The sequence below is a fragment of the Chromobacterium phragmitis genome, assembly GCF_003325475.1.
GTDB lineage: Bacteria > Pseudomonadota > Gammaproteobacteria > Burkholderiales > Chromobacteriaceae > Chromobacterium > Chromobacterium phragmitis.
Genome location: NZ_CP029495.1, coordinates 4,239,241 through 4,266,238, shown reverse-complemented (window position 1 = coordinate 4,266,238; position 26,998 = coordinate 4,239,241). Strand labels below are relative to the sequence as shown.

Below are 26,998 nucleotides of genomic sequence, written 5' to 3'. Positions count from 1 at the left end.
TTCAGTTTTTCCTTTCAATCTCGGCTGAAAACAAGATGACTCCTGCGAATACCAGGCCGGACCCCAGAAAGAAAATGATGTGGTGCTGCGCCGGGCTTGGCCTGAGCGCGTGCGGTTTGCTGGCGGCTTTGGGAGGGGGATGGGCGGGCTATTTGTCCCTTTGCCTGCTCGCGGCGGGCTGCATGGCTGCGATCGGCTTGTTGGGCGCGCCGCCGGCGGACACCGGCGCGGCCTACGCCAAGGAAGAGGCCAGGCGCAAGGTGCTGAGCGAGCTGGGGCTGCTGGGCAACGGCATTTCCGACGTGTCCGGCGCGGTGGAGCGGGACGTGTCGCAGATGCAGACCATCCTGAGCGACGCCATCGTCAAGCTGGTGCAGGGTTTTTCCGATATCGAGGCGATGCTGCGCGAGCAGCAGGAGTTGGCGCTGAAGATCGTGCAGCGCGGCGACCATGGCGAGGGCATGGGCTTCGATTCTTTTCTCAAGCGCACTTCGCAAAGCATGACTGAGTTCGTCGACAACACGGTCAGCACCAGCAAAACGGCGATGGTGCTGGTGGACCGCATGCATGAGATCCATCAGCGCGTCGGCGCGGTGGAAAGCGCGCTCAGCGACATGGCCGAGATCACCGCCCAGACCAATATGCTGGCGCTGAACGCCGCGATAGAGGCGGCGCGCGCGGGGGAGGCCGGCAGGGGCTTCGCCGTGGTGGCGGACGAGGTGCGAAAGCTGTCGCAGCGCTCTTCCGATTTTTCCGGCCAGATACGCCAGTCGATAGATTTGATGGTGCAGGCGATCGAGCTGGCCAAGTCGGAGATCTTCGAAATGGCCTCCAAAGACATGAACTTCGCGTTGGACGCCAAGACGCAGATCGAAGGCATGCTGGGCCAATTGTCGCAGATGAACGCCGAAACCGGGCAGGCGGTGGACCAACTGTCCCAGATCGCGGGGCGGGTGGGCGACAGCGTGCGCGTCACGGTGACGGCGCTGCAGTTTCAGGATCTGGTTTCTCCCTTGGTGCGCAATGTCAGCAGCCGGATGCAGGGCTTTTACCAAGTGGGCGACAGCATGAAGCAGATGGAGGGCCGGGATGGTCTGGACGGCCTGGACGACATGCGGCGCCAATTGCAGCAGATGCTGGAAAAGAGCCAGAGCGGCGGCGCGCCGCAAGGCATATCGGCGGGGGACGTGGACTTGTTCTGACGCAAGTCGGTCGAGCGCGAAGATAAGGCCGGCGGTTCCGCCGGCGTCAGCGGGAGAGTGGCGGGATGGGAGTCAAGCTGAACAAGATGGCGGACAAGTCTGTCATCGCGGTGGAGGGGCGGTTCGATTTCGAGCAGCACGAGGCGTTCCGGACTTGTCTTGACGAGGCGCTGGCCCGCGGCGGCGGCTTGGGCCTGGAGGTGGACTTGTCGCGGGTGGATTATCTGGAAAGCTCGGCGCTGGGCATGTTGCTGGTGATGCGGGACAAGGCCAAGGCGCAGGGCATAGACGGCATCGCCCTGACCGGCGCCCGGGGCTTTGTGCGACAGATATTGGACGTGGCCAGTTTCGGCAAGTTTTTTCAATTTCGCTGAGCGCGCGCCATGGATCGCACATTCACCGTGCTGGTGGCCGAGGATGTCGAGCCTACGCGGTTGCTGATGGGCCTGGTGATCGAGGAAATGGGCCATCAGGTCTGGTACGCGGAAAACGGTTTGCAGGCGGTTGAGCAATGCCGGCGCGAGCTGCCGGACATGGTGCTGATGGACATGATGATGCCGGTGATGGACGGCCACGAGGCCACCCGGCAGATACGCCAGCTGTGCGGCGACCATTGGCTGCCTATCATCTTTCTCAGCGCGCGCAGCGATGAGGAAGCGCATATCAGCAGCTTGGACGTGGGCGCCGACGACTATCTGGCCAAGCCTATCAATCTGACCATGCTTGGGGCCAAAATCCGAGTGATGCAGCGCATCAGTGAAATGCAGCGGCGGATATCCCGGGATTCGGAGCAGCTGCTCAATTATTTCCATATCAACGAGCGGGAGCAGCTGTTCGCCAAGCATGTGCTGGATGGCATCGTCGGCAGCGAGGGGCAGGATTTACCGGATGTGTCCGGCTGGCAGCAGTCCGCCGAACAGTTCAGCGGCGACGTGCTGGCGTGCGCGCAGTCACCTACCGGCCAGTTGTGCGTGATGCTGGCGGACAGCACCGGCCATGGGCTGTCGGCGGCGCTGGCCTGTCTGCCGGCGGTGGACATTTTCTATGCGATGGCCCGCCGGGGCTTCCCGTTGACATCCATGGCCAGGGAGATCAACGCCAAGCTCAATCGCCTGCTGCCGGTGGGGCGTTTCGTGGCCGCGGCGCTGATCACGGTGGATTGGGAGTTGGGTTGCGTCGAGGTGTGGAATGGCGGCATTCCCTGCGTGATGTTCGTAGATGAGGAGGGCGGCCTGGTCAAGGAGTGGCGTTCGCAGTATCCGCCGCTGGGCATTCTGGGAGTGGACGAATTCTGCTGGAGCAGCGAGTCCTATTTTTGGGAGCGCGACGGACAACTGGTGGTGTGCTCCGATGGTTTGACCGAGGCGGAAAATGGCCGGGGCGAGCAGTTCGGCGCCTCCGGCGTGCTGCGGGCGCTGGCTGATGGCGGCGTTTCGCCGCTGGAGTCGATACGGCAGGCGGTGTTGGCGCACATGGGAGGCGCGAGCAACCGCGACGACATCTCGCTGGGCGTGGTCCACCTGGAGGCCGGGAGCGGCGACGCGCGCGAATTGGCCGCCGAGCATCAGGGCCGCGACGATGGCGGGCAGCTGGGCGGCTGGCAGGTCAGGCTGCATTTCGGGGCGGAAGAGCTGGGCCGCGATCAAGCCATTCCCTTGCTGATAGGCTGGCTGAACCAGCTGGGGTTTCGCGGCCGCCAGTTCAAGGAAGTGCTGCTGATCGTGTCCGAGTTGTTCAACAATGCGCTGGACCACGGCGTGCTGGGTCTGGATTCCAGTTTGAAGGACCAGCAGGATGGATATGAACGCTATTTCACCCTGAGGCGCGAGGGGCTGGCCATGTTGAGCCAGGCCTGGGTGGAGCTGACGCTGGAGCGATGCCGGGACGAGGCCGGCGAAGCCGTGCGAATCCGGGTAAGGGACAGCGGCTGCGGATTCGACCACCCTTCGCTGATGGAGCGGCTGAAGCAGCAGATGGGCAGCCACAGGCATGGCCGCGGGGTCGCTTTGGTCCATTCTCTGTGCGAATCGCTGGCTTACCATGGCAGCGGCAATGAAGTGGAGGCGCGCTTCAGACTGTAACGGCCATCGCCGGCCAGGCATGTCCGCGACGTCGTTGCGGCGATTGGCGCAATGGCGGCGCTCACAATAAAGACAACGGGGAGGCGGCTCGCAAGATCCAGAGTTTGGTTCGCAGTCCAAAAGGAGTCTGGTCCGACATGATCTCCCTGCCCGATTGTTTGACTGTGTCATCCAGGCGCGCCGTCCTGGCGCTGATCGTCGCCATTTCCTTGTCCACCTGGTGGGCATTGAGCCTGTCCCGTTTGCATGGCGGCGTGGCGGTGCCGTGGTTCGCCCCCGCGCTGGCGCTGCCGCTCTTGTGGCGGGCATGGCATAGACCGGCTCGCCACCTGTTCGCCTTGGCCGCATGCGCGGCTGGGGCGTTGCCTTTTCTGGGCGCCGCCGCCGCTTTGGAACTGGCCGCCGCCAACTGGATGATGGCTGTAGGGAGCGGCTGGCTGTGGCATGAGCTGCTGACGCGCAAGCGGCCGGGGTGGGCGGGACGCGAAGCCGCCGCCCTGGCGGCGATGCTCGGGGCGGGGGTGCCGGGCGCGGCGCTGCTTTGGCGGCACGGGGCGGCGGAGGCTGCTGGATGGTATGCGGGCAGCCTGATCGCCGCCGCGACGCTGTTGCCGTTGTGGGGGATCGTCCGGAGGCGCGGCGCGGCCGGGCTGAAGCTGGATCGGCTGTTGGCGCTGCTGCTTCTCGCTGCGGGCGGTTGCGCGCTGGCCGCCCGCTGGCAGGCGCTGGGCGCGCTGGAGCTGGTTCTCGTCGTGTTGCTGGCCGTTTTGCTGTTGAGCGCCGAATCCGCCCTGCTGGCCTTGCCGCTGCTCGCCGTCATGGCCGCGGAGGCCGCGACCCGCGGGTTCCCCGCGGCATTTTCCGTCGATTGGGGGCGTCCCGATTCTCGGTCTCTGATTGGCCAAGTCCTATTCTGGCTGGGTGCCGCCCTGTTGCCTTTCATCATCAAGCAGGCGCGCGACGAGCGGGACTGGCGCGCGGGCGAGCGGCAACGGCTGCTGCGTTTGCTGGAGAGCATGGAGTCGGGCAGCGCCTTGCTGGACGCCGATGGCAAGGTGCGGGAAGTCAGCCACGGTTTGTGCCGGCTGTTGAGCGTGGGGCGGGCCGACTTGCTGGGTGTGTCGGCGGAAACGCTGATCTCCGAAGAGGATAGGGATCGCTGGCGCGCCGCGCTGGCTTCGTCGGGGCAGCCGCAGCGGATGCGGCTTTTGTTGCGAGATGGCGCGGGCGGCTGGTTGCGAAGCGAAGCCAGCTTGACGCCGCTTGGCATGCGCTCGGACGAGATGGCCTGGCTGCTGCAGGCGGAAGACCTGGGGCCCCAGCAGCAAACCAAGCAGAAGGCCGCGTTGTTGCAAGGGCAGTTGGCCGCGATGACGGAGGCTTTCGAGGTCGGCCGTTGGGAATGGGACGCCGAGGCGCAATCGCTGCGTTGGGACCTTCGCATGCGCGGCTTGCACGGGGTGGCGGCGGAAGAGCCTCTGGATTGGCAGCGCTGGCGCGCTTGCGTGCATCCGGACGAGCTGGATGCTTGGGACGCGTTGTGGAGCGGCAGCCTGGCCGAGCTTGAAGGCCTCGGCTGGGATTGCCGCATTGTCGATGCCCAGGGCTGCCTGCGTTGGCTGCGCCTCTATGCCCAGGTGGAGCGGGGGGGCGATGGCCGGCCGAGGTTGGCGCAAGGGGTGTGTTGGGACGCGGGCGATTGGCAAGAAGGGCGGACCGAACTGAAGCGGGTGCGCGAGGAGCTGCAGACTGTGCTGGATGCGATGCCGGCCATGGTCAGCTACTGGGACGGCGGCCTGCGCAACGTGTTCGCCAACCGGGCGTATCTGGACTGGATGGGGCTGGAGATAGGGGATGTGCGCGGCCGGCATTTGCGGCATGTGATCGGGGATGAACGCTATCGCGCCAACCAGCCCTACATCCAGGGCGCGCTGGGCGGAGAGGCTAGCCTGGCGGAGCGATGCATCATAGATTTGAACGGCCGCGAGCGGCATTGGCTGGCTCATTACGTGCCGCACTGGCAGCAGGACCAGGTGCGGGGTTTCTATGTCTTCGTCACCGACATCACGCCATTGAAGCAGGCGCAGCGAGACCGGCAAGAGGCCCAGGCCAGGCTGCAGGGCATTATTGACTCGGCGAGCGACTTCGCCATCATCGCCACAAATTTGCGCGGCGAGATCAGCATTTTCAGCGCCGGCGCCGAACGCATGCTGGGATATCGAGCGGATGAAATGGTGGGGGTGGAGACGCCGATGGTGTTGCATTTGCCGGAGGAGGTGGCCAGGCGGGAGAGCGAACTGTCCGAGGAGCTGGGACGGCCGGTGCGCGGGTTCGACGTATTCGTCGAGAAGACGCGCGGGGGCGGCAGCATCACTCAGGAATGGACCTATCGGCACAAGGACGGCCATTGCATTCCGGTGAGTCTGGTGACTACCGGCATCTGGCAGGATGGCTGGCTGTATGGATTTGTCGGCATCGCCAAGGACGTGAGGGCAGAGCGGGAGGCGACGCGGCTGCTGGAGCAGGCCAAGGAGCATGCGGAGCGCGCCAGCCGTGCCAAGGGCGAGTTCGTCGCCAATGTGAGCCATGAAATCCGCACGCCCATGAATGGCATTCTCGGCATGTTGCAGTTGTTGGCCAATACCCGTCTGGACGACGCGCAGCGCAATTATCTGGACATGCTGCAGTTGTCCTGCCGTTCGCTGATGTCCATTCTCAACGACATTCTGGACTTCTCCAAGATGGAAGCCGGCAAGCTGGAGGCGGCGTGCGCCCCGTTCGAACTGGACGAGGCGCTCGGCGCGTTGGCGGCGATGATGTCGATGAACGCCGCGCGCAAATCGTTGGAGCTGGTTGTGGCGGTCGCTCCGGATGTGCCTTTCAGTCTGCGGGGCGATGCCTTGCGTTTGCAGCAGGTGCTGGTGAACTTGGCGGGTAACGCCATCAAGTTCACTGAATGCGGCGAGGTGATGGTCAGTGTCCGGCGCGAACAAAGGGAAGGCGGGGAACGGCTGCTGTTTTCCGTCAGCGATACCGGTCCCGGAATAGCCGCTGAGCAGCTGAGGCTGATATTCGATCCCTTCGCGCAGGCTGATGCGTCCGCCACCAGGCGTTTCGGCGGCACCGGGCTCGGGCTGACGATATCGCAGCGATTGGTCAGGCTGATGGGCGGCGAGGTGGGCGTGGAAAGCGAGCTGGGGCAAGGGAGCCGTTTCTGGTTCGATCTGCCGCTGGAGGCGATGGGCGAGCGGGGCGGCCGGATCGAGTCATGGACGGTCTTGGTTGCGGATGATCGCGAGGCCAGTCGCGAAGCCATGCGCGGCCACATCGAGCGACTGGGGGGGCGGGCGGTGGTGGCAGCCAGCCTGGATGAGGCTTGCGATGTGTTGGCGCAAGAGGGAGAGGTTGAGGCTGTGCTTGCTGATTGGCGCTTGTTGGAGCGGGGGGCGGATCGCCTGCTGGAGGCTGGCCGCTGCGCGAGCGGCGCGAACGCGGCGGTGATCGCGCTGGTGAGTGTGTGCGATCGGTCTCGGCTGGATCATTTGCCAGGAGCGGGCCAGCTGGATGGCGTGCTGGTGAAGCCGGTGATTACCAGCGCGCTGGCGGAGGCGTTGCGATTGGCTAAGGCAAGGAGGGGTGGTTTGCCTGAGGCTGGAGAGGCCGCGTTGGAGCGGTTGGAGAGAGAGGGCGCGCGCGTTTTGCTGGTGGAGGACAACCCCATCAATCAGCAGGTGGCGTGCGGCCTGCTGCAGCAGGCCGGGCTGCAGGTGGATATGGTGGAGAACGGCAGGCAGGCAGTGGAGGCGCTGAGCAAGCGAGGCGGCGATTACGCGATGGTATTGATGGACTGCCAGATGCCGGAAATGGATGGCGATACCGCCACCTCCCTGATTCGCGGCGAACTTGGCTTGACGTTGCCCATCATCGCGATGAGCGCCTGCGCGACGACGGCGGAGCAATCGGACTGCATCGGAGCCGGCATGAACGATTTCATCGCCAAGCCGATACAGCTGGATCGATTGTACGCAGTGCTGGACCGTTATCTGGGCAAGGCGTCGCGAAAGGGCGCGGAAAGCTCGCCTTTCTCCGCGGAGCTGTTGAAGCTGGCTGCAGGCAGCGACGCCGCGCGGGAGCGGGTGCGCAAGTTGATGCGGCTGCTGATAGAGACCAGCGGGCCGAATCTGGAGCGCGTGCGCGCCTGCCTGAGCGATGGCTTGCTGGAGGATGGTGCCAGGCAGTTGCACGCATTGCGAGGCAGCGTGGGATCCTTCGGCGCGACCGAGCTGGTGGCCTTGCTGAAACAATTGGAACAGGCGGTTAGGGCCGGTCGGGAGGGGGACTGGGCTGGCTTGCTGCGGGATGCGCAGCGGGAATTGCTCAAGATCAACGGCGCGGCCCAGGCCTGGCTGGACGAACATCCGGCGATATGAAATCGGGACAAAGACAGTATGGAGTTTTAGAGGTAGCCGTTTGACATGCGGCATGTGCCGATGATCATGGTGCGAAAGGAGAGACTCGAACTCTCACGCCTTGCGGCGCTGGAACCTAAATCCAGTGCGTCTACCAATTCCGCCACTCTCGCATCCACATGACTTGCAAATGCGGGACTTGGCCGCATCTGCGTCGTGAGGGAAGGCGATATTAACCCAAGCCGCGTCCCAAGACAAGCAGGAAGCCGCGGCGGAAACTTATTCCCTTCGGCATGGTCTGTTGCTTACAATTCCAAATTATTCCAGAACAACCAACTCAGGAGAGTTTCACATGCACCCGGATTTTCAAACGGCCTACCAGTCGACCCCGATGGCCGAGGTGCGCAACAAGGTGTTGCGCAACACTTACGGCTTGCTCGGCCTGTCGATGATTCCGACCGTGATGGGCGCCATCGTGGGCACCCACATGAGTTTCGCTTTTCTGGCGGGCAGCCCCATCATCGGCATGCTGCTGATCATGGCGGTGTTCTACGGCCTGGTTTTCGCCATTGAGAAGAACCGCTACAGCTCGCTGGGCGTGTTCCTGATGCTGGGCTTCACCTTCATGATGGGCGTGCTGCTGGGGCCCTTGCTGCAATTCGCGCTCAAGTTCTCCAACGGCGGCCAGCTGATCATGACCGCAGGCGCGGCGACTTCCGTGGTGTTCTTCGTGATGGCCGGCATCGCCACCACCACCAAGCGCGACCTGTCCGGCCTGGGCAACTTCCTGACCGTGGGCGCCATCGTGCTGATGGTGGCCGTGGTGGCCAACATCTTCCTGCGCATGCCGGCGTTCCAGCTGATGATCTCCGCGGCTTTCGCGCTGTTCAGCTCGCTGATGATCCTGTGGCAGGTGAAGACCGTGGTCGATGGCGGCGAAAACAGCTACATCTCCGCCGCGCTGTCGATCTACATCAGCATCTACAACCTGTTCACCAGCCTGCTGCAATTGCTGCTGGCCTTCGCGGGCAACCGCGACTGATCAGGCGCCTTTTCCGGTTTTCCGGCAATCGAAACCCTCCGCCAAGCGGAGGGTTTTTTCATGCGCCGCGCGCGGGCAAAAAAATGGCGGCGCCGAGAATCAGGTGGCGCCGCCCAACGGGGAAATGGTCTGATGTCCGGAAACCGGCCGCAGCTAGCGGGCCGGGCTCGGTCCTTGCAGCTTCTGGTAGCGTCGCCATACCTGGCGCGCGTAGCGCATTCTCAGTTCATGGCGGCCGGGCGCCAGGCCGGCGTTGTAGGCGCCGACGGCCTCCCAGGAATAGCCGTAGCGCTTCATCATGTCGGACAAGATCGAGGCGCCCACCACCACCGACAGGCAGGGGCTCTCCAGCAGCTGGCTCTCATTCACGCCCAGTTGGCGCAGCCGCGGCAGATGGATGCTGTTGATCTGCATCAGCCCCAGGTCGCGGCTGCCGTCGCGGTTGCGGCCGATGGCGTCCGGACGCATGCCGGACTCCTGCAAGGCGATCGCGTAAAGCAGGTCCGGAGAGATGTTGAACATCGAACCCGCATGGTCCCAGCAATCGGCTTTCGCCAACGGCGACGCCAGCAGCAGGGCGGCGATCAGAACGGCGCGCTTCATGCGGCTTCCGGCAAGGCGGGGTGGAACAGGCCGGCCAGGCGGGGGTCCAGTCTGGAGGCGCGCAGCCAAAGATAGCCATCGGCCTCCAGCTGGCCCCACAGGTGCAGCGCCGCGACGCGGCCATGCAGAACCAGAATCAAGGGCAGCAGGCTGGACCGGACCTGGCGGCAGTCTGCGCGGGACAGGAAGTCCTGCAGCAGCGGCCGCGCGGCATCCCCCATCCGGCAATGCGCGACATAGCAGCCGTTGACCGCCAGCAGGCCGCACTCTTCGCCGGAAGCCTTGACCGCGGCGGCAAGCTCTTCGGCCTGGGCATGTTGTCCCTGAATGGCCAGCATCAGGCTCAGCATGCTTTGCAGCACCGGATGGTCTTGGCCGTATTGGCAAAGCTGGCGTTTGCCCAACGCCACGGCATCGTCCAGCTTGTGTTCGCAATAAGTCAGCCAGAGTTGCAGCAAGCTGGCCGCGATGCGCGAGGGATCGCGTTCCAGGCAAAGCTCCAGCGCGCGCTGAGCCTGGGAGATGCGGTCTGACAGGAATAAATGCCAGGCATGGTAGTAGTGGATGTCGATCGAATCCGGCGCCAGCATGCGCGCCTGCTCGAACAGCGCTTCGGCGATGGTGTGCTGGCCGCGCATGCTGCTGAGCAGGGCCAGCAGACCGAGTGCCTGGGGATTGGCGGCATCCAGCGCCACTGCGCGGTCCACTGCCTGCTGCGCGCCGTCCAGCGCGCGCTGCTGATCGAACAGGCCCAACTGCGCCAGCGCCAGATAGCACTCGGCCAGGCTGCAATAGGGCAGCGCGTTGGCGGGCTGGTTGCTGGCGCATTGGAGGAACAGCGCCAGCGCGCGTTTCAGGCTGGAGGGCGTGTGGCGCTGCATCTCGTGGCGGCCGTTCAGGTAGGTGATGGCCATGTCCAGCGAGTCCAATTGGCTGCCGTTTCCTTGCTGCCAGCGCAAGCCGGGAATGCGTTGCGGCAGCAAGCTGGCCAGCCGGGCCTGCAGCATGGAAAGCGGCTCGCCGGCATGGACTTCAATGTTTTCGTGGTGCACCAGCTGGTGGCCGTCCGCGCGGACCAGCTCCACTCGCAGCAGCCAGGCGTCGCCCTGGCGCTGCGCCTGTCCGGCGAGGTAATAGTCGGGACGAAGTTGATCGATCATCGAGATGATGTCGGCCACGTCGCCGCAATTGCGGGTAATCGTCGCAGGAAGCACCATCAGGCCGAATGGAGAGTAGCGCGACAGGCACTGCACCAGCGCGGCGTGCAGCTCCAGCGAGTCGAGTTGTCCATCCGTGCGGAAAGGCAAGATGGCCATCGTGCATTTTTTCGCTTCGGCGCTGGGGCGCGACACTACGGCGACAGGCCGGCTGAAACGGTAGCCCTTGCCGTAGACGGTATCGATGAAGCGATTGCTCTTGTCTTCCAGCAGGATGCGGCGCAGCGCGTAGATGCAGCGGGTCAGCGACTCCTCGTTGACGTCGCCATCCGGCCATACCTTATCCAGCAAGGTGTCCTTGCTCACCAGTTCGCCGGCTGCCTCCAGCAAGGTGGTGAGCACCGCCAGCTCCTTGGGCGGCACGCTGATTTGCTGCTCGCGGTGGCATAGCGCACCGTCGAACCGCAGGACAAAATCGCCGAAGACGAATTGCCGATTGATGAAGCCATCGTTATGTAACGCCATCTTCCTGTTCCTAAGGCGCGCAAGGCGCCATCACCGTGCGGACGAGCCGCAGGAATAGAGTCGACAGTCGCGCCACGCGCTTTCCCCGTAGCGACGCAACATGTCGGCGTGTTTTCTTGTCATGGATGTGTCGGGTGATCAGTGCCGAGTCTTGTCTATATCATCGCGGCATGCGCCCAGATAGCGCATGGTACTTATACGGCCTTGAGAGCGGCTTGCAAAAAACGTTCAGAGCAATGGCATGGCGCGATGAGGGCGCCTGGATTTGCCATGAATAGAACAGCTTGCCGATGGGGCGATCACGGAAACAACTAATTTAGAGTAGGAATACTACGCGAGGGAGCGCTTGCTACAAATGGGAAAACTCTCAAAAGCGGGCGGGGATCGGCGTTTTATGCAAGTCCGGCGGGAAAGCCTCGGGTAAGGTGCGCACAGTCGCCGTTTCTCCATGGTCGTAGACGGCGAGATACCGAAACCGTTGTCCCGGCGATGCCGGGCAGGAGTAGCGAGCATGATGAATGGAGTGTCGGGCGCGGGCCATCCGTACCTGTTGGGTCTCTCGGCTGCGCGGCCAGGCGCGCAGGCAGCCGAGGCTTCCGCGTTTGGCGATAGCCTGCGCGCGGCAGGCATGGCCGCGGTCTCGCCGCCGCAAGCCGCGCCGCGGGAGGCCGGCGCGCGGGAAGAGCTGCAGGGCGGAATGGCGGACTTGAAGGGGGGCTTGAACGCGGTGGCGAGCATGCTGAAGTTGCTTGCGGCGGATCACTCCTTGACGCCGGGCGCCCGCAGCGAGGCCGCGGCCCTGCTTGCGAATATGGAGGCCCTGGAAGGCCGGCTGGAGCTGGATCGCAGCCCATTGTCGCTGTCCAGGAACCTGAATGGCGCGCGAGAGGCTTAACAGCCCATCCCGGATCGAATAGAGGAGAACAGCATGCTGGGAGAAGTGAGGACGAACAATACGGTGACGCCGCTGTCCTGGCGTTCCTTGAGCGAGACCGGCAGGGCGGAAGGCGGCTTGGCCGCCAGCCTGAGGGGAGCGGGCAGCCTGCCGGCGATTTCTCGGGCGGCGGCTGAAATCAAGCTGACGGACGCGGATATGAAGCTGCTGAGGCAGGGCGCATTGGAAACGATGCGGGCGATGTCGGATCGGGCCTATCAATTGGCGGAGCCGGCCAGGCCGCGTTGGGTGGACGCCTTGCGGCTGCGGTCGGGCAGCGGGAGGGTGACGCCGGAGACGGTGGCGATCCTGCAGAACCAGATTCGCCAGCTGGGCGAAGGCCAAGGCGAAACGCTGGACATCCGGGAATGCGCCAGGTTGTCGCTGCAGATGGAAAAGCTCGCTGGCAAGCTGCCGGCAGGCAGTTTGTTGGCAGAACTGAGCCAGCGGCTGGCGCTGCAAGGCCAGGCCGCCTGGGCCCAGCTGGCGCGGGCTGAGGCGGAAACCCAGCTGTTGCCGCAATTTCAGCGCTTCGATCGTCCCGGCGCCAGCCAGGAGAAACATGTCGGCGTTTCCGTCGGCGCAGGGCTGGGCCTGGGCGAGGGCGGGGCCGGCGCGAAGGCGACGTTCTCCGTCGGGCTGGGGTGGGCTCGCAGCATGGATAACGACGACGAGGGCTTCATATTCCAGAACCAGAGCCGCTCAATCTCCGCGTCTGCGGGCGCCAAGGGCGGGGTGGGCCTTGCCGCTCTGTCCGGCGGGGTGGAGGGCCGGGCGCAGAAAACGCGCTACCGCGAATACAACAGCGCGCGGGCTTTCGTGCATCTGAACGCGGAAAAGCTGCAGCATGGTTCGCGCCGCGACACGCTGGGCATCAGCGCGCGCACCGCGGTGGGGGCGCTGATCCGACTGTTCCGTCCCGGTCACGGCAACGAGTTGAAGCATTACCATCGGCTGCAGCAGCAGGCGGCGGATCAGCAGCAGCGCTTGGGCGTGCTGCAGGGCTGGTTGGGCCAGCGCGACGCTTCGGCCGCGCTGCCCGGCGGCAAGGCGCCGGTGGTGCCCAGCGGCGACGTGGTCAGCCTCAAGGGCGGCGCCAATGTCCGCGCCGCGGCTGCCAGCGTCAGCGCCGGCGCGGCGGTGTCGGTGGAGCGCATCGATATTCACGCCGACTCGCTGACGCCGTATTGGCAGGCCTTGAGCGCGCCGGAGGGCGCGGCCAGAAACGCGGCCGTCGCCGCGCAGCGGGTGGCCGGCATCGAGCAAAAGGCGCAATCGCTGTTCGACGCGGCCGGCGAGCGGCCCGGCACGCGTCCGCTTAGCCGGCTGACCGGCGGCATACCTCTTCGCGAATGCCCGCCGGATGTCTTGAGCAAGGCGGCCGAGCGGCTGGGCGCGGAGCTGGATCATTTTTGCGCGGTGGCGCAGCAGCTGGACGCGGGCGTCGGCAAGCGCCAAGGCGGCGACTTGGTGGAAAAATCCATTCTTTCCAGCTGGCGCGGCAAGCGGCGCGAAGACGCGCTCGCCAATATGGCGCTGGCGCACGGCGCTTTGCTGGTCGCGGCCAGGGCGAGCAACGATGCCGGCGAGGCGGAGCGGGCGTTGAGGGACATGGCGGACAAGTTGTATTCGCCGCCGATCCGCCATGATGCCGAAGCGTTGTCCAAGCGGGTGGCCTTCCGCGACACGCTGGAGCTGCAAATCCGCAACCGCAGTTTCGCGCTGGATCTGGGCGGCGGCATCGGCCCCTTCGGCGCGAAGGTCGAGGCTTCCTTGACCGAGCAGCATCGGGATCACTTGAACCCGGTGCGGGCCGGCGATTACAAGGATGTGCGGCTGACGTTGTCCGGCAGTCTGGGCGACGCCGGCGCGCTGGGCAAATTGAAGGACGCGCTGGCGTCGCAGCTGGCGCCGCATGGTTTGGCGGACGCCCTGCCGGCGGCGCTGGCGGGCATGGAGACGGCTTTGACCGGCCAATTGGGCGCCGGGGCCACGCTGCTGCTGCGTTTTTATCGTCCTCAGTACCAAGGGCAAGCGGATTTTCCGCAGGACGCGGCCGGGTTCCGCCTGCAGCTGGCGCGGGTGGTCGCCAGCGGCGACGCCTCGGTCAATCTGTCCGGCGGCGTGCCGCTGCAGCCGGGCGTTTCGCTGGAGTTGGGCCTGAGCGCCGGCGGGTCCGCGGCCACCGTGCTGCATGAACGCTGGGGCGACAACACCTTGAGCGCGCCGATGATGCACTACCTGCATCTGCAAGGGGTGGGCGAGTCCGAGCGCTGGCAAGGCATCGCCGACAGGCAGCAGGCTTCGCTGGGCGGCCTGTTCCGGCAGTTGGCGGACGGCGGGTCCGCGGTGCGCAAGGAGGCGGAGTATTTTCTGCGCCGCCAGCCGCAGGATGGGTTCGGCGAGCGCTTCTTCGGCGCGATGCGGGAGTTTGCCGCGGGCAGGCTAGGGTTCGATGCCGCGCGCGAGCGGCTGGATGAGCTGATGCAGCGGCAGCTGCCGCTATGGCAGGAGGACAAGCTGGCCTTCCCAGGTTTGGTGGAGCGGCCGCTGCAGGCTTGAGGCGCGGGCGGGTGGAAACGGGCATGGCGCGGCCATGCCCGTTTTCGTTTCCGCGCGTCAGCGCGGGCCCAGCACCTTTTCCAGACTGGCGGCGCTTGGCGCGCCCTGCGTTTTTTTCAATTCGCCGTTGGCGTCGCGATAAAAGATGGCGGGCGTGGAGAATGCTCCCAGCCTTTCCATCAGCCGATGGTTGGCGTCCAGCTTGGCGTCTACAGTGGCGGGCGGCCGCAGCAGCGGTTGAACGTCTTCGCCCGATTCGTGGCGGGCCAGCGCGGCGGCTGGATCGGCGTCGGCCAGCATGGCGGCCGCCTTGCTTCGGCTATCGGCCTGGAGGATGCCTAGCGGAATGTGGCGCAGCTGGACCTTGCCGGCGCGCACCCAGGGACGGGCGTCGCGCCAGAATTGCTTGCAATACGGGCAGTTGGGGTCTGTGAAGACGTAGATCGTCCGCGGCGCGTCGGCGCGGCCGTCGGCGATCCAGGCGCTGCCTCGCAATTGCGCCCACATCGCATCGCTGAATTGCAGGTCCACGCCGGCCTGGTTCCAGCGCTCGCCGTTGGCGTCGGTCATTGCGCCGGCGATGGCTTGGCGGCCGTCCGGCGTCAGGTAGAGGGTTTGCGGGCGACCCAGGTAGAGGGCGGCGTAGCCGGTCATGCCTGCGGGGGCGTCGAAGCGGCTCAGGATCTCATACCCCTGTTGTTCTAGCGCCTGAATGGGAGGGGGCAGGGACGCGGAGGCCCGGGCCGTGTGGGCGATCAGTCCCAGCGCGGCGGCGATCAGGACGGTTCTCATGTCTTTCTCCGATAGTTTCGGCATGGCGCGTAGACGCGCGGCGGCTTGTCGAGGTTCCCATGCATCTGTACCGGACATTGTTCTGACTGTCATCAGATTTGCATCAGGATTCCTTGCCGCCGCTGCGGGAAACTGCCGACATCGAGACGAGAGCCCGCGATTTGGGCGTGACAGATGACTGATAACGATGTGTTGAATCCGCCGGAGACATTGAATGCGGCCGCCGTGAAAAGCGTGGCGGCGCAGGAAATATGGCTGGTGCAGGGGCAAGAGGGCGCCGAGCTGGCGCTGTCCTGGCCGGGCGGCGGCGAAACCGTCGCCATGACGGCCGGATGGCGCGGCCTGCTGCTGCTGGACCGGCTGGATGTGTCGGTGACGCGCGGTCGTCTGGGATTTCAGCCGCTGCGGCTGGAGGCGCTGACCAAGCTGCTGGCCTTCATCGACGAATCGCGCGACGCCGAGCAGGCGGCGGCCGATGTCCATTGCGCGTTGCTGCAACTGGCGGACGGCGAGGACTGGACGGATCGCCGGGCCTGCGAGTACTGGTTTCTGCGCCAGGTGCTGCAGCCGACTCAGGCGTTTTCGGCGCTGCTGTCGTTGCTGCGCCGCAGCGAAAGCTACTGGCTGGTGCGCTTTCTGCTGGCCCAGTCGGTTTGCGGCGACAAGCTGCAACAGCTGGGCGAGCGGTACGGCGTGTCGTATTCGCACTTTCGCCGCTTGTGCCGCAACGCGCTGGGCAATGCCGCCAAGACCGAGTTGCGCGGCTGGCGCATGGCGCGCTCGCTGCTGGACGTGGTGGAGGGGCGGGATAACCTGACTCAGGTCGCGCTCAAGCACGGCTATGCGTCGTCGTCTCATTTTTCCAACGAGATCAAGGACCTGATCGGCGTGTCGCCGCGGGGTCTGAGCAATATCATTCAGCTGGCTACCAAATGAACAAGCACCTTTTGTGCGCGCTGCTGACCGGGTGCGCCATTTTGATGAACCAGGCCGCCATCTCGGCGCCGCAGGCGGCGGAACCCACCGGCTACGTGGCGAAGAAAGACGGGCTGCGCGGCTTTTTCGACGCGTTGTCGTCCCGGCTGAAGAAGCCGGTGATCGTCAGCAAACTGGCCGCGCGCAAACAGATCAGCGGCGAATTCGACCTGGCCAGCCCGCAAGCGCTGCTGGAGAAAATCTCCCAGCAGCTGGGCTTGATCTGGTACCACGACGGCCAGGCCATTTATGTCTACGACGCCAGCGAGACGCGCAACTCCATCGTGTCGCTGCGCAATGTGTCGCTGCAGTCCTTCAACGACTTTCTGCGCAAGTCGGGGTTGTACGACAAGCGTTACCCGCTGCGCGGAGATGGCCGCGGCGGCACTTTCTACGTGTCCGGTCCGCCGGTATTCGTCGATCTGGTGGTCAATGCCGCCTCGATGATGGACAAACAGAGCGATGGCCTGGAGCTGGGCCGGCAGAAGATAGGCGTGATCAGGCTGAACAATACCTTCGTCGGCGACCGCAGCTACGATCTGCGCGATCAGAAGATCGTCATTCCCGGCATGGCGGCGGTGATAGAGAAGCTGCTGGAAGGCGAACGCAAGCCGGTGGCGGGCTTGGCGGAACCGTCGGCGGAAAGGCGCGGCGACATTCCGGCGATGCCGATTTTCAAGGAGGGCGAAGCCAAGGGCTTGCCCTACCAGGGCGGACTGAGCTTGCCGGAAGCGCTCAAGCGCGACGCCGCGGCCGGAGACATCAAGGTGATCGCCTACCCGGATACCAATAGCCTGCTGGTGAAGGGCACCGCCGAGCAGGTGCGCTTCATCGAGAACCTGGCCCAGGCATTGGACGTGGCCAAGCGCCACGTCGAGCTGTCGCTGTGGATCATCGACCTGCAGAAGGACGATCTGGATCAACTGGGCGTCAACTGGAGCGGCAGCGTCACCGTGGGCAGCAAGCTGGGCGTGGCGCTGAACCAGTCCAGCTCGCTCAGCACGCTGGACGGCACCCGCTTTCTGGCCTCGGTGATGGCGCTTTCGGAAAAAAAGAAGGCAGACGTGGTGTCGCGCCCGGTGGTGCTGACCCAGGAAAACATTCCGGCCATCTTCGACAACAACCGCACCTTCTACGCCAAGCTGGAAGGCGAGCGCAGCGTGGACCTGCAACATGTGACCTACGGCACGCTGATCAGCGTGCTGCCGCGATTCACCGCCGACGGCCAGATCGAAATGTCGCTGAACGTGGAGGACGGCAGCCAGGAACGCGCGCCGGACTACTCCAAGAGCAATAAGGACGCCGGGCTGCCGCTGGTGGGGCGCACCCGGATCAGCACCGTGGCGCGGGTGCCGCAGGGCAAAAGCCTGCTGATAGGCGGCTTCACCCGAGACTCCCGCGAGAAGGGAGAGGGCAAAGTGCCGCTGCTGGGCGACATTCCGCTGCTGGGCGGGCTGTTCCGCTACGAGAGCGAGAAACAGCTGAACACCGTGCGGGTGTTCCTGATCCAGCCGCGGGAGATAGAGGATGCGCTGACGCCCGACGCCAGCGACCTGTCCGCCGATTTGGCGCGCCGGGCCGGCATCGAGACCGATCCGCTGCAGCAATGGGTGCGCAGCTACCTGGACCGCGAGCAGCAAGGCAAGTAAATGGCGGTCGACTTCACTCCGCGCACCGTATTCAGCATCGGCTTGCGCTCGCCCAAGCACCAGGCCAAGGCCGAAGCGCAGAAAGACGCGCAGCGGCAGAGCGAGGCCCGGCACGCCGAGGCTCAGCAGGCGGACGACGCCAGTCCGGCGGCCGAGGTGCAGCGCTTCGTCCAATCCACCGACGAAATGTCGGCGGTGATGACCCAGTTCCGCAACCGGCGGGACTTCGACAAGAAGCTGGGCGCGCTGGCGGACAGCTTCGAGCGCGTGCTGGACGAGGACACGCTGCCCAAGGCGCAGCGCATCTTGCAGGTAGCCAAGACCCATGGGGTGTCCGCCGAGGAGTTGCTGCGCCAGGCGCGCGCGCTGTTTCCCGACGCCAGCGACCTGGTGCTGGTGCTGCGCGAATTGCTGCGCCGCCGCCAACTGGACGAGGTGGTGCGCAAGCGACTGCAGGCGCTGCTGACCCAGGTGGAGGAAGAGGCGGAGCCCAAGCCGCTCAAGGCCGGCATCAATTGCGCGCTGAAGGCGCGCCTGTTCGGCAAGGCGCTGAATCTCAGCCCCGGTCTGCTGCGCGCCAGCTACCGCAGTTTTCTGGAAAGCGAGGCTCCGGAAGCCGAGGTGTACGCCGACTGGGTGGCGAGCTACGGCCACCAGCGGCGCGCGACGGTGCTGGATTTCATGGAGGGCGCGCTGCTGGCCGACATCGACTCCCAGGACGCCAGCTGCTCGCGGCTGGAGTTCGGCCAGCTGCTGGGCCGGCTGACCCAGCTCAAGCTGCTGCGCTCGGCCGATGGCCAATTCGTCGGCCAATTGCTGGCCAATCCGTTGGCGCGCCGCTTCAATCCGGAAGAGGCGGACTGGCTGGTGCTGCTGCTCAGCTTGCTGCAGCAGCCGCAGGAGGTGGACGCGCTGCTGGCGGACACGGTAGGCAAGGAAGCCTTGTTGAGCCGCCATGCCGATCGCTCCGCCTTGCTGCAGGCGCTGTACCAGGCCTGCAAGGCGTTGCCTCCCCGGCTGTTTCCGGAGGAGGTCTGGCAGCCGGCGTTGCTGGAAGCGCTGCGCGAGTTGGCGGGCATCGCCTACAAGCATGAATTGATAGAGCGGCGGCGCGAAAGCTGACGCTTGTTTGACCCCGAACCCGGCGCATGCTCGCCGGCTTGCGATTGAATGGACCCCTGGTGCTGAATTCCTTGCTGAACGGCGCGCGCTCGCGCCCGGAACTGCTGATTTTGCTGTTGATGGTGATGATCATCGCGATGCTGATCATCCCGTTGCCCACCTATCTGGTGGACTTCCTGATCGGCCTGAACATCGTGCTGGCCGTGCTGGTGTTCATGGGCTCGTTCTACATCGACCGCATTCTCAGTTTTTCCACCTTTCCGTCGGTGCTGCTGATCACCACGCTGTTCCGGCTGGCGCTGTCCATCAGCACCAGCCGCCTGATCCTGATCGAGGCCGACGCCGGCGAGATCATCGCCACCTTCGGCCAGTTCGTGATCGGCGACAGCCTGGCGGTGGGCTTCGTGGTGTTCTCCATCGTCACCGTGGTGCAGTTCATCGTGATCACCAAGGGCTCGGAGCGGGTGGCCGAGGTGGCGGCGCGCTTCTCGCTGGACGGCATGCCCGGCAAGCAGATGAGCATAGACGCCGACCTCAAGGCCGGCATCATCGACGCGGACGGCGCGCGCGAGCGCCGCAGCGTGCTGGAGCGCGAAAGCCAGTTGTACGGCTCTTTCGACGGCGCGATGAAGTTCATCAAGGGCGACGCCATCGCCGGCATCATCATCATCTTCGTCAACTTCATCGGCGGCATCGCCGTGGGCATGACCCAGCACGGCATGGACCTGTCAGCCGCGTTGTCCACCTACACCATGCTCACCATCGGCGATGGCCTGGTGGCGCAGATTCCGGCGCTGCTGATCGCCATCAGCGCCGGCTTCATCGTCACCCGCGTCAACGGCGACAGCGACAACATGGGCCGCAACATCATGAGCCAGTTGCTGGGCAACCCCTTCGTGCTGGTGGTGACCGCTGTGCTGGCGGTGGCGGTGGGCATGTTGCCGGGCTTCCCGCTGCCGGTGTTCCTGATTCTGGCGGCGGCGCTGGGCGGCCTGTTCTATTACAAGCGGCGCGCGGCTTTGGGCGGCCAACCCGCCTCGGGAAAGCCGGCGGCGGGCAAGGCCGCCGCCGCGTCCGAGCCCGCGCAGCCTGGCGGCGGAGACAGTTCGCTGGGCCTGATCGGCGATCTGGATCGGGTGGCGGCGGAAACGGTGCCGCTGATCCTGCTGGTGCCGGCCAAACGCCGCGCCGCGCTGGAGAAGGCGCAGCTGGCGGAGCGCTTACGCAGCCAGTTTTTCATCGATTACGGCGTGAGGCTGCCGGAGATGCTGCTGCGCGAATCCGAGGGCATGGACGACAACCGGGCGGCGGTGCTGATCAATGAAATCCGCGCCGACGAGTTCGCCATCCAGTTCGACCTGGCGCGGGTGATCAATCCCAGCGAGGAAATCCTGGCGCTGGACGTGCAGCCGGTGGTGGAGCGCGATTGCGTGTGGGTGCGGCAGGAGGATGGCGACAAGCTGGCCCGCCTGGGCTACCAGCTGCGCCCGGCGCTGGATGAGCTTTACCTGTGCCTGGCCGCGCTGCTGGCCCGCCACGTCAACGAATTCTTCGGCGTCCAGGAAACCAAGCACATGCTGGACCAACTGGAGAACAAGTATCCCGATCTGCTGAAAGAAGTGCTGCGCCACGCCACCGTGCAGCGCATCGCCGAAGTGCTGCAGCGGCTGCTGGCCGAGCGCATCTCGGTGCGCAACATGAAGCTGATCATGGAGGCGCTGGCGCTATGGGCGCCGCGCGAGAAGGACGTGATCAATCTGGTCGAGCACGTGCGCGGCGCGCTGGCGCGCTACATCTGCCACAAGTTCGCCGCCGGCGGCGAACTGCGCGCGGTGATGGTGTCGGCGGAAGTCGAGGACATGGTGCGCAAGGGCGTGCGCCAGACCTCGGCCGGCGCTTTCCTCAACCTGGAGCCGGCGGCGTCGGACGAGCTGATGGATCTGTTCGCGCTGGGTCTGGACGGCCTTGGCGTCGCGCACAAGGACATGGTGCTGCTGGCCTCGGTGGATGTGCGCCGCTTCATCAAGAAACTGGTCGAAACCCGCTTCCGCGAGCTGGAAGTGGTGTCTTTCGGCGAAATCACCGACAGCGTGTCGGTCAACGTGATCAAAACCATCTAACGAGGAGCCCACACCATGATCGCACTGGACATCGCCCAGCTTGTTCGTTCCGCGCTGCAGGAAAGCGGCTGCGACCCCAGCCTGTTGGGCGCGCTGGACAATCATTCCACCATCGCGCTGGACCTGCATGACCTGCCCAGCATCCATGTGGCGGCCCAGGACGACGACGTCTGGCTGTGGGCGCGGCTGACCGAGCACGGCGACGCCGCCGCGGCGCAGCGCGCGCCGGAGTTGCTGGCCGCGCTGCTGCAGGATTGCGGCTATGCCCGCGGCGGCAAGTTGCAGCTGGCGCTGAACGAAGGCGCGCTGGAGTTGCGCGCGCTGGTGCGTCCGGCGCTGCTGGAGGACGGCCGCGCTTTTTCCGAGGCGTTGCAGGGTTTCTTCGATAGCCTGGAGCGTTTCTGCGAGACGGTGCTGCGATGAAACCGCCGCGCCTGTTGCGACGCCTGGCCAATCCGCAGCGGCTGTCCGGCCCCATTCTGGAGGCCGAGCTGCCCGGCGTGGCGGTGGGCGAGCTGTGCGACATCCGCCGCGATTGGCTGGACCGCGAGGTAGTGGCGCGGGCGCAGGTGGTGGGTTTTCAGCATGAGCGCGCGGTGCTCAGCTTGATCGGCAACGCCAGGGGCCTGTCGCGGGAGGCGGTATTGCAGCCGACAGGCCGCGCCTTGTCCGCCTGGGTGGGCGAGGAGGCGCTGGGCGCGGTGCTGGATCCGACCGGCCGCATCGTCGAGCGCCTGGCGCCGGCCCGCGCCGGCGGCGGCGAGGCGCGCGACATCGACAGCGATCCGCCGCATTATTCCCGCCGGGTGGGCGTGCGCGAGCCGCTCGCCACCGGCGTGCGCGCCATCGACGGCCTGCTGACCTGTGGCGTCGGCCAGCGCGTCGGCATTTTCGCCTCGGCCGGCTGCGGCAAGACCATGTTGATGCACATGCTGATCGAACAGGCGGACGCCGACGTGTTCGTGATCGGCCTGATCGGCGAGCGCGGGCGCGAAGTCACGGAATTCGCCGAATCGCTGCGCGGCTCGGACAAGCGCGATCGCTGCGTGCTGGTGTTCGCTACCTCGGATTTTCCGTCGGTGGACCGCTGCAACGCGGCGCTGCTGGCCACCACGGTGGCCGAGCATTTCCGCGATCAGGGCAAGAGGGTGGTGCTGTTCGTCGATTCGATGACCCGTTACGCCCGCGCGCTGCGCGACGTGGCGCTGGCCGCCGGCGAGCCGCCGGCGCGGCGCGGCTACCCGGCCTCGGTGTTCGACAGCCTGCCGCGGCTGCTGGAGCGTCCCGGCGCCACCGGCGAAGGCAGCATCACGGCGTTCTACACAGTGCTGCTGGAGAGCGACGATGAACCGGACCCGATGGCGGACGAGATCCGTTCGATTCTGGACGGCCACATCTACCTGAGCCGCAAGTTGGCCGGCCAGGGCCATTACCCGGCGATAGACGTGCTCAAGAGCGCCAGCCGGGTGGCAGGCCAGGTGACGGACGCCGGCCATCAGCAGTCCGCCGCCGCGATGCGCGGCCTGCTGGCGCGGCTGGAGGAGCTGCAGGTGTTCATCGACCTGGGCGAGTACCGTCGCGGGGAGAACGCCGACAACGACCGCGCGATGAGCCTGCGCGAGCCCTTGCGGCAGTGGCTGCGCCAGCGGATGGACGAGCGCGCCGGGTTCGAGGACACGCTCAGGGGCATGCATGGCTTCTCCGCTTAAGCTCGGCCCGCTGCTCAGCCGTTGCCAGGCGGCGCAATCGCGCTGCCGGAGCGGCCTGGCGCAGCTGGCGCGCGGCGAAGAGGCGCTGGAGCGGGAGCGCGCCGCGATCGCGGCGCAGGACCGCAGCCTGGGCGAACTGCTGCAGGCGCAGCGGCCGGCGGGGCTGAAGATGGACCGCGGCGAGCTGTTTTCGCTGCTGCGCAAGCAGGCGGTGTTGCGCCGCCAGCGGCAGAACCTGGGGCTGCAGCTGGAGCAGTTGCGGGAGAAGCAGGGCGAGCTTGCGGGCGAGAAGGACGCGTTGGCCAAGACCTTGGGGCAATGGCTGCGCAAGGAAGACAAGTACCGGCGCTGGCAGCAACTGGAGCGCAAGCGCGCGCGGTTGTCGAGCCTGCGGATGGAAGAGACGGAAATGGAAGAGGTGTCGGCATGGAAGGCGTAAAAGCGGTGACGATGGCGGCGGCGACGGCGGAGCCGTCCGACGAGAGCATGGAGCTGGAGCAGGCGTTCGAGCGCGAGGCCGGCGCGTTGGAGCGCGAGCGGCCGAGGGAGGAGCCGGAAGCTCGCGTGGAGCCGGCGGCTCAGGCCGAGCGCTGGCAGCCGCCGTTGCCCCTGCATTTGCGCTTGAAGCGGCAAATGGGGCGGACGGATGGCAAGTCTGAGCGCTTGTCGCCTATGGCCCCTGTGGATGCGGCGCAGGATGCCGGCGCGGCGCGGCCGGCCGAGGGCAAGGCGGACCGCGGGGACGCGCGCGCGCGGCGCGGCCTGGACAAGGCGCAATTGTCGCCGTTCGCGATGCCGGCCTGGCGCGAAGCGTTTGCGCCGCAAACGCCGGCGTCCGCGCCCAAAGGCTTGCAGATGGCTTCGGCCGAGCCGCTGGAAGCCGGCGCAATCCCGGCCGCCGCGCAGGCCGGCGAGGCGGCGCAGACGGCAGGGGCGGAAGCGCTGGCGCAGGAGCATGTCCGAGAAACCGCGCCGGACGAGCCGCGTCCGCCATTGAGCAAGAAGCGAGCGCGCGAGGCCTCATCGCCGGCGCCGCTGCCGCATGGTCCCGCCGCATCTCAGATCGCGCCGGCCCCGCAACCGCCGCAACCGCCGGCCATGCCGCGCGCCAAGGCAGAGTGGAAGCAGGCGCAGGCCGCGATGTCGGCGTCCCAGACCCCGGCTTCGCCCGCGCCGGCGGCGTTGACCTATCGCTTCCAGAGCTGGGGGGGCGATCACGCGGTCAGCGTGCAGGCGCTGGCCGGCCAAGGCGGCGCGCAACTGGCGCTGGCGCCGTCCGACGGATTGGTGCAGCAGCGCCTGGCCGAGCAGTGGCAGAGCGGCAATCCGCAGCAATGGACGATGCGCGACGACGGCCGGCAAGACGGCAGGCAAGGCCAGGCTCGGCGTGACGAGGAGGATGAAGGTTGAAGTTGGAATTGAGGCGGCTGGACGAGGCGGCGCAGGCGTTGGGGCGCTGCGCCGAGGCATGGGCGGGGCAGGGCGCGCGCATCGATTACCCGCCGGCCCACGGTTGTTGGCTGGCGGTCTCCGGCATGGATGGCGATTGGAACGGCTGGCTGCAGCCGCGCGCTTGGCTGCAAAGCGCGTTGCCCGAACTGGCGGCGCTGGCCAGCGCCGCGGGCGTGGATGCCCGCGTACCGGAATTGATCTCCGCCAGCGCCGCGCCGCTGGCTTGGCCAGTGGCGGGCTTGCCGCGTGGGAGGGTCGTGGCTGGAGAGCGTCGCGAGGGCGTGCCGCAACGGCCGATGCTGCGGCTGGACACGCCGCAGGGCGAGGTATGGCTGGAACGGGCGCCCCAATTGGCGCAGGCGGGGCGGGACCGAGTGCCGGATGCCTTGCCGATGCCCTTGAGTTTCAGCCTGGGCGACAGCCTGGTCAGCCTGGCCCTGCTGCGGCGGGCGAGGGCGGGGGACGTATTGCTGATCGCGAGGCCGGCGCAGACGGTGAGCTGCCGCGGCCGGGCGATTGGGACTTATCAATGGATGGAGCAAGGAATCAAGATGGAGTGGCGTAACGATATGGCTGCGGCCGAGGAAAGCAAGCCGCTGGACGGTTTCGGCCAATTGCCGGTGCGGCTGGAGTTCGTGCTGCAAACGAGCGAGGTCAGCCTGGACGAGTTGCGCGCGCTGTGCCAGAGCAATGTGCTGCCCTTGGGCGCCGACGCCGAGCGCCGCGTGGAGCTGCGCGCCAACGGCGCGCTGCTGGGGCGCGGCGAGCTGGTGCAGCTGGACGGGCGGCTGGGGGTGGAGATTGCGCAGTGGCTGGGCGGGACGGGCGATGTCGAATGATATCTCGCTGATCGCGCTGCTGGCGTTTTCGACGCTGTTGCCGTTTCTGATCGCGTCCGGCACCTGCTTCGTCAAGTTCTCCATCGTGTTTGTGATGGTGCGCAACGCGCTGGGCCTGCAGCAGGTGCCGTCCAACATGACGCTCAACGGCATCGCGCTGATGCTGTCCATGTTCGTGATGCTGCCGGTGGCGCAGCAGGCTTACAGCTATTACCAGGAAGAACAGGTCAGCTTCACCAGCGTGGAGGCGGTCAACCGCTTCGTCGAGAACGGGCTGGACGGCTATCGCGGCTATCTGCGCAAGTATTCCGATCCGGAACTGGTGTCCTTCTTCGAAAAGGCGCAAAGCCAGCGCAGCGAGCGCGACGGCGGCGAGGCGGCCGCGCCCGACGACCAGCCCTCCCTCTTCGCCCTGCTGCCGGCCTACGCGCTCAGCGAGATCAAGAGCGCGTTCAAGATCGGTTTCTATCTCTACCTGCCTTTCGTGGTGGTGGACCTGGTCATCTCCAGCGTGCTGCTGGCGCTGGGCATGATGATGATGAGCCCGGTGACGATATCGGTGCCGATCAAACTGGTGCTGTTCGTGGCGCTGGACGGCTGGACCTTGCTGTCCAAGGGGCTGGTGCTGCAGTACCTGGATTTGGCGACGTAGATGGATGGCGTTCGCGCTGACAACGCCGGGCGATCGCGGCGGCTCGGCCAAACTTTGCCTCCGGCAGCGCGCGGGGCGGGTTGGAGGGGTGTTGGTTTCCAGTTCCGCGCGCACGGCTTTTGTTGATTGAAAGGTTTCCCATGAACGATCTGGTTTTCGCCGGCAACAAGGCGCTTTACCTGGTGCTGATGCTGTCGGCCTGGCCCATCATCGTGGCCACCGTGATCGGCCTGCTGGTCGGCCTGTTCCAGACCGTCACCCAGTTGCAGGAGCAGACGCTGCCTTTCGGCATCAAGTTGCTGGGCGTCAGCGTATGCCTGTTTCTGTTGTCCGGCTGGTATGGCGAGACCTTGCTCGCCTTTGGCCGCGAAGTGATGCGGCTGGCGCTGGCCCGGGGGTAGCGCGTGCAGTTCGGATTTTTCTTCGAGATCCACGGCTGGGTGGCCGCCGCCGCCATGGGCTTCGCCCGCGTGGCGCCGGTGTTCTTCATCCTGCCTTTCCTGAACAACAACGTGCTGACCGGCATGGTGCGCACGTCGGTGGCGATGCTGGTGGCGCTGGGGCTGTGGCCGCATCCCCCTTTGGCGATGGCCCCGATGCAGGCCTGGCCGCTGTTGGCGCTGTTGCTGCGCGAGGCCGGCGTGGGCCTGCTGTTGGGCTGCCTGCTGGCGTGGCCGTTCTGGGTGTTCCACGCGATGGGCAGCATCATAGACAACCAGCGCGGCGCCACGCTCAGCAGCAGCATCGACCCTGCCAACGGGGTGGACACCTCGGAAATGGCCAATCTGCTCAATCTGTTCGCCGCCGCGGTGTATCTGCAGGGCGGCGGCATGCGGCTGATGCTGGACGTGATGCGCCAGAGCTACCAATTGCTGGACCCGTTGGGCGCCGGCTTGCCGCCGTTGGCGCCGGTGCTGTCGCTGCTGACCCAGGTGATTGCCAAGGCCATCGTGTTGGCCAGTCCGGTGATGGCGGCGCTGCTGTTGTCCGAGGCGGTATTGGGCCTGCTGTCGCGCTTCGCGCCGCAAATGAACGCGTTCGCGGTGTCGCTGACGGTGAAGAGCGCGGTGGCGCTGTTGATCATGTTGCTGTATTTCGCGCCGGTGTTGCCGGACGCGGTGGCGGGGCTGTCGTTCCGGCCGGCGTCGCTGGGACAGTGGCTGGTGCGCTGAG

The 26,998-nt window shown here is 65.9% G+C and carries 22 protein-coding genes and 1 tRNA gene; 19 read left to right on the top strand and 4 right to left on the bottom strand.

The features are described 5' to 3' along the window. The first annotated feature begins 182 nt into the window (after positions 1 to 182). The 4 genes from DK842_RS20195 to DK842_RS20180 all read left to right on the top strand — a co-directional run bounded on the left by DK842_RS20195 (position 183) and on the right by DK842_RS20180 (position 7,713). On the top strand, positions 183 to 1,202 hold the full coding sequence (locus tag DK842_RS20195; protein ID WP_168194940.1) for a methyl-accepting chemotaxis protein: 1,020 nt from the start codon (positions 183 to 185) through the stop codon (positions 1,200 to 1,202). 65 nt (positions 1,203 to 1,267) lie between these two features. After that, entirely contained in the window at positions 1,268 to 1,576 is a 309-nt protein-coding gene (locus tag DK842_RS20190) for an STAS domain-containing protein (RefSeq protein WP_114063069.1), read from the top strand. A gap of 9 nt (positions 1,577 to 1,585) precedes the next feature. Then, entirely contained in the window at positions 1,586 to 3,283 is a 1,698-nt protein-coding gene (locus DK842_RS20185) for an ATP-binding SpoIIE family protein phosphatase (protein ID WP_114063068.1), read from the top strand. Positions 3,284 to 3,420: 137 nt separating this feature from the next. Further along, a complete protein-coding gene (locus tag DK842_RS20180; RefSeq protein ID WP_114063067.1) occupies positions 3,421 to 7,713 on the top strand; it encodes a PAS domain S-box protein in 4,293 nt (1,430 codons plus the stop codon). Between the two features lie 67 nt (positions 7,714 to 7,780). Here the strand turns inward: DK842_RS20180 and DK842_RS20175 are convergent. Beyond that, positions 7,781 to 7,865: transfer RNA gene (locus DK842_RS20175), tRNA-Leu, on the bottom strand. Between the two features lie 179 nt (positions 7,866 to 8,044). On the opposite strand from DK842_RS20175, the gene DK842_RS20170 reads away from it, so the two are divergent. Continuing rightward, positions 8,045 to 8,734 (top strand): Bax inhibitor-1/YccA family protein, encoded by a 690-nt coding sequence (locus DK842_RS20170; protein WP_114063066.1) that lies wholly within the window; start codon positions 8,045 to 8,047, stop codon positions 8,732 to 8,734. 153 nt (positions 8,735 to 8,887) lie between these two features. On the opposite strand, the gene iagB is transcribed toward DK842_RS20170, so the two are convergent. Together iagB and DK842_RS20160 are read right to left on the bottom strand one after the other, a co-directional pair. Continuing rightward, on the bottom strand, positions 8,888 to 9,337 hold the full coding sequence (iagB, locus tag DK842_RS20165; protein ID WP_114063065.1) for a type III secretion system invasion protein IagB: 450 nt from the start codon (positions 9,335 to 9,337) through the stop codon (positions 8,888 to 8,890). Further along, entirely contained in the window at positions 9,334 to 11,019 is a 1,686-nt protein-coding gene (locus DK842_RS20160; RefSeq protein WP_114063064.1) for a HilA/EilA family virulence transcriptional regulator, read from the bottom strand. The genes iagB and DK842_RS20160 overlap by 4 nt, the downstream gene beginning before the upstream one ends. Before the next feature lie 511 nt (positions 11,020 to 11,530). Here DK842_RS20160 and DK842_RS20155 point away from each other — a divergent pair. Together DK842_RS20155 and DK842_RS20150 are read left to right on the top strand one after the other, a co-directional pair. Then, positions 11,531 to 11,914: a hypothetical protein gene (locus tag DK842_RS20155; RefSeq protein ID WP_114063063.1), complete on the top strand. Its 384-nt coding sequence runs from the start codon at positions 11,531 to 11,533 to the stop codon at positions 11,912 to 11,914. 33 nt (positions 11,915 to 11,947) lie between these two features. After that, entirely contained in the window at positions 11,948 to 14,515 is a 2,568-nt protein-coding gene (locus DK842_RS20150) for a hypothetical protein (protein WP_114063062.1), read from the top strand. A 57-nt stretch (positions 14,516 to 14,572) separates the two neighbouring features. On the opposite strand, the gene dsbG is transcribed toward DK842_RS20150, so the two are convergent. Then, a complete protein-coding gene (gene dsbG / locus DK842_RS20145; protein WP_198414588.1) occupies positions 14,573 to 15,307 on the bottom strand; it encodes a thiol:disulfide interchange protein DsbG in 735 nt (244 codons plus the stop codon). Between the two features lie 174 nt (positions 15,308 to 15,481). Here dsbG and invF point away from each other — a divergent pair, with 174 nt between their 5' ends. From invF to sctT, 12 genes are all read left to right on the top strand, one after another. Continuing rightward, on the top strand, positions 15,482 to 16,243 hold the full coding sequence (gene invF, locus DK842_RS20140; protein WP_269779781.1) for an AraC family transcriptional regulator InvF: 762 nt from the start codon (positions 15,482 to 15,484) through the stop codon (positions 16,241 to 16,243). Then, entirely contained in the window at positions 16,240 to 17,931 is a 1,692-nt protein-coding gene (gene sctC / locus DK842_RS20135; RefSeq protein WP_114063060.1) for a type III secretion system outer membrane ring subunit SctC, read from the top strand. The genes invF and sctC overlap by 4 nt, the downstream gene beginning before the upstream one ends. Beyond that, on the top strand, positions 17,932 to 19,053 hold the full coding sequence (locus tag DK842_RS20130) for a YopN/LcrE/InvE/MxiC type III secretion system gatekeeper (protein WP_114063059.1): 1,122 nt from the start codon (positions 17,932 to 17,934) through the stop codon (positions 19,051 to 19,053). 59 nt (positions 19,054 to 19,112) lie between these two features. Further along, positions 19,113 to 21,173, top strand: coding sequence for an EscV/YscV/HrcV family type III secretion system export apparatus protein (locus DK842_RS20125; RefSeq protein ID WP_114063058.1), 2,061 nt, complete (start codon positions 19,113 to 19,115; stop codon positions 21,171 to 21,173). Between the two features lie 15 nt (positions 21,174 to 21,188). Continuing rightward, a complete protein-coding gene (spaK, locus tag DK842_RS20120) occupies positions 21,189 to 21,596 on the top strand; it encodes an SPI-1 type III secretion system chaperone SpaK (RefSeq protein ID WP_114063057.1) in 408 nt (135 codons plus the stop codon). Next, positions 21,593 to 22,882, top strand: coding sequence for a type III secretion system ATPase SctN (sctN, locus tag DK842_RS20115; protein ID WP_114063056.1), 1,290 nt, complete (start codon positions 21,593 to 21,595; stop codon positions 22,880 to 22,882). Before spaK ends, sctN begins: the two co-directional genes overlap by 4 nt. Continuing rightward, positions 22,866 to 23,321 (top strand): hypothetical protein, encoded by a 456-nt coding sequence (locus DK842_RS20110; protein ID WP_114063055.1) that lies wholly within the window; start codon positions 22,866 to 22,868, stop codon positions 23,319 to 23,321. The genes sctN and DK842_RS20110 overlap by 17 nt, the downstream gene beginning before the upstream one ends. Next, positions 23,309 to 24,292 (top strand): SpaN/EivJ family type III secretion system needle length determinant, encoded by a 984-nt coding sequence (locus DK842_RS20105; RefSeq protein ID WP_114063054.1) that lies wholly within the window; start codon positions 23,309 to 23,311, stop codon positions 24,290 to 24,292. The genes DK842_RS20110 and DK842_RS20105 overlap by 13 nt, the downstream gene beginning before the upstream one ends. After that, positions 24,289 to 25,173: a YscQ/HrcQ family type III secretion apparatus protein gene (locus DK842_RS20100; RefSeq protein WP_114063053.1), complete on the top strand. Its 885-nt coding sequence runs from the start codon at positions 24,289 to 24,291 to the stop codon at positions 25,171 to 25,173. Before DK842_RS20105 ends, DK842_RS20100 begins: the two co-directional genes overlap by 4 nt. Next, positions 25,163 to 25,825, top strand: a complete 663-nt coding sequence (locus tag DK842_RS20095) for an EscR/YscR/HrcR family type III secretion system export apparatus protein (protein WP_114063052.1) — start codon at positions 25,163 to 25,165, stop codon at positions 25,823 to 25,825. Before DK842_RS20100 ends, DK842_RS20095 begins: the two co-directional genes overlap by 11 nt. Before the next feature lie 140 nt (positions 25,826 to 25,965). Further along, positions 25,966 to 26,226: an EscS/YscS/HrcS family type III secretion system export apparatus protein gene (locus tag DK842_RS20090; protein ID WP_114063051.1), complete on the top strand. Its 261-nt coding sequence runs from the start codon at positions 25,966 to 25,968 to the stop codon at positions 26,224 to 26,226. 3 nt (positions 26,227 to 26,229) lie between these two features. Next, the gene (sctT, locus tag DK842_RS20085) at positions 26,230 to 26,997 is read left to right on the top strand and encodes a type III secretion system export apparatus subunit SctT (protein WP_114063050.1); all 768 of its coding nucleotides are present in this window, start codon (positions 26,230 to 26,232) and stop codon (positions 26,995 to 26,997) included. Position 26,998 lies beyond the last annotated feature (1 nt).

Excerpts from the sequence above, each read along its gene's own strand:
- DK842_RS20195 (WP_168194940.1), top strand. The coding sequence starts at position 183 with ATGGCTGCGATCGGCTTGTTGGGCGCGCCGCCGGCGGACACCGGCGCG.
- DK842_RS20190 (WP_114063069.1), top strand. The coding sequence starts at position 1,268 with ATGGGAGTCAAGCTGAACAAGATGGCGGACAAGTCTGTCATCGCGGTG.
- DK842_RS20185 (WP_114063068.1), top strand. The coding sequence starts at position 1,586 with ATGGATCGCACATTCACCGTGCTGGTGGCCGAGGATGTCGAGCCTACG.
- DK842_RS20180 (WP_114063067.1), top strand. The coding sequence starts at position 3,421 with ATGATCTCCCTGCCCGATTGTTTGACTGTGTCATCCAGGCGCGCCGTC.
- DK842_RS20170 (WP_114063066.1), top strand. The coding sequence starts at position 8,045 with ATGCACCCGGATTTTCAAACGGCCTACCAGTCGACCCCGATGGCCGAG.
- iagB (WP_114063065.1), bottom strand. The coding sequence starts at position 9,337 with ATGAAGCGCGCCGTTCTGATCGCCGCCCTGCTGCTGGCGTCGCCGTTG.
- DK842_RS20160 (WP_114063064.1), bottom strand. The coding sequence starts at position 11,019 with ATGGCGTTACATAACGATGGCTTCATCAATCGGCAATTCGTCTTCGGC.
- DK842_RS20155 (WP_114063063.1), top strand. The coding sequence starts at position 11,531 with ATGATGAATGGAGTGTCGGGCGCGGGCCATCCGTACCTGTTGGGTCTC.
- DK842_RS20150 (WP_114063062.1), top strand. The coding sequence starts at position 11,948 with ATGCTGGGAGAAGTGAGGACGAACAATACGGTGACGCCGCTGTCCTGG.
- dsbG (WP_198414588.1), bottom strand. The coding sequence starts at position 15,307 with ATGAGAACCGTCCTGATCGCCGCCGCGCTGGGACTGATCGCCCACACG.
- invF (WP_269779781.1), top strand. The coding sequence starts at position 15,482 with ATGACTGATAACGATGTGTTGAATCCGCCGGAGACATTGAATGCGGCC.
- sctC (WP_114063060.1), top strand. The coding sequence starts at position 16,240 with ATGAACAAGCACCTTTTGTGCGCGCTGCTGACCGGGTGCGCCATTTTG.
- DK842_RS20130 (WP_114063059.1), top strand. The coding sequence starts at position 17,932 with ATGGCGGTCGACTTCACTCCGCGCACCGTATTCAGCATCGGCTTGCGC.
- spaK (WP_114063057.1), top strand. The coding sequence starts at position 21,189 with ATGATCGCACTGGACATCGCCCAGCTTGTTCGTTCCGCGCTGCAGGAA.
- sctN (WP_114063056.1), top strand. The coding sequence starts at position 21,593 with ATGAAACCGCCGCGCCTGTTGCGACGCCTGGCCAATCCGCAGCGGCTG.
- DK842_RS20110 (WP_114063055.1), top strand. The coding sequence starts at position 22,866 with ATGGCTTCTCCGCTTAAGCTCGGCCCGCTGCTCAGCCGTTGCCAGGCG.
- DK842_RS20105 (WP_114063054.1), top strand. The coding sequence starts at position 23,309 with ATGGAAGGCGTAAAAGCGGTGACGATGGCGGCGGCGACGGCGGAGCCG.
- DK842_RS20095 (WP_114063052.1), top strand. The coding sequence starts at position 25,163 with ATGTCGAATGATATCTCGCTGATCGCGCTGCTGGCGTTTTCGACGCTG.
- DK842_RS20090 (WP_114063051.1), top strand. The coding sequence starts at position 25,966 with ATGAACGATCTGGTTTTCGCCGGCAACAAGGCGCTTTACCTGGTGCTG.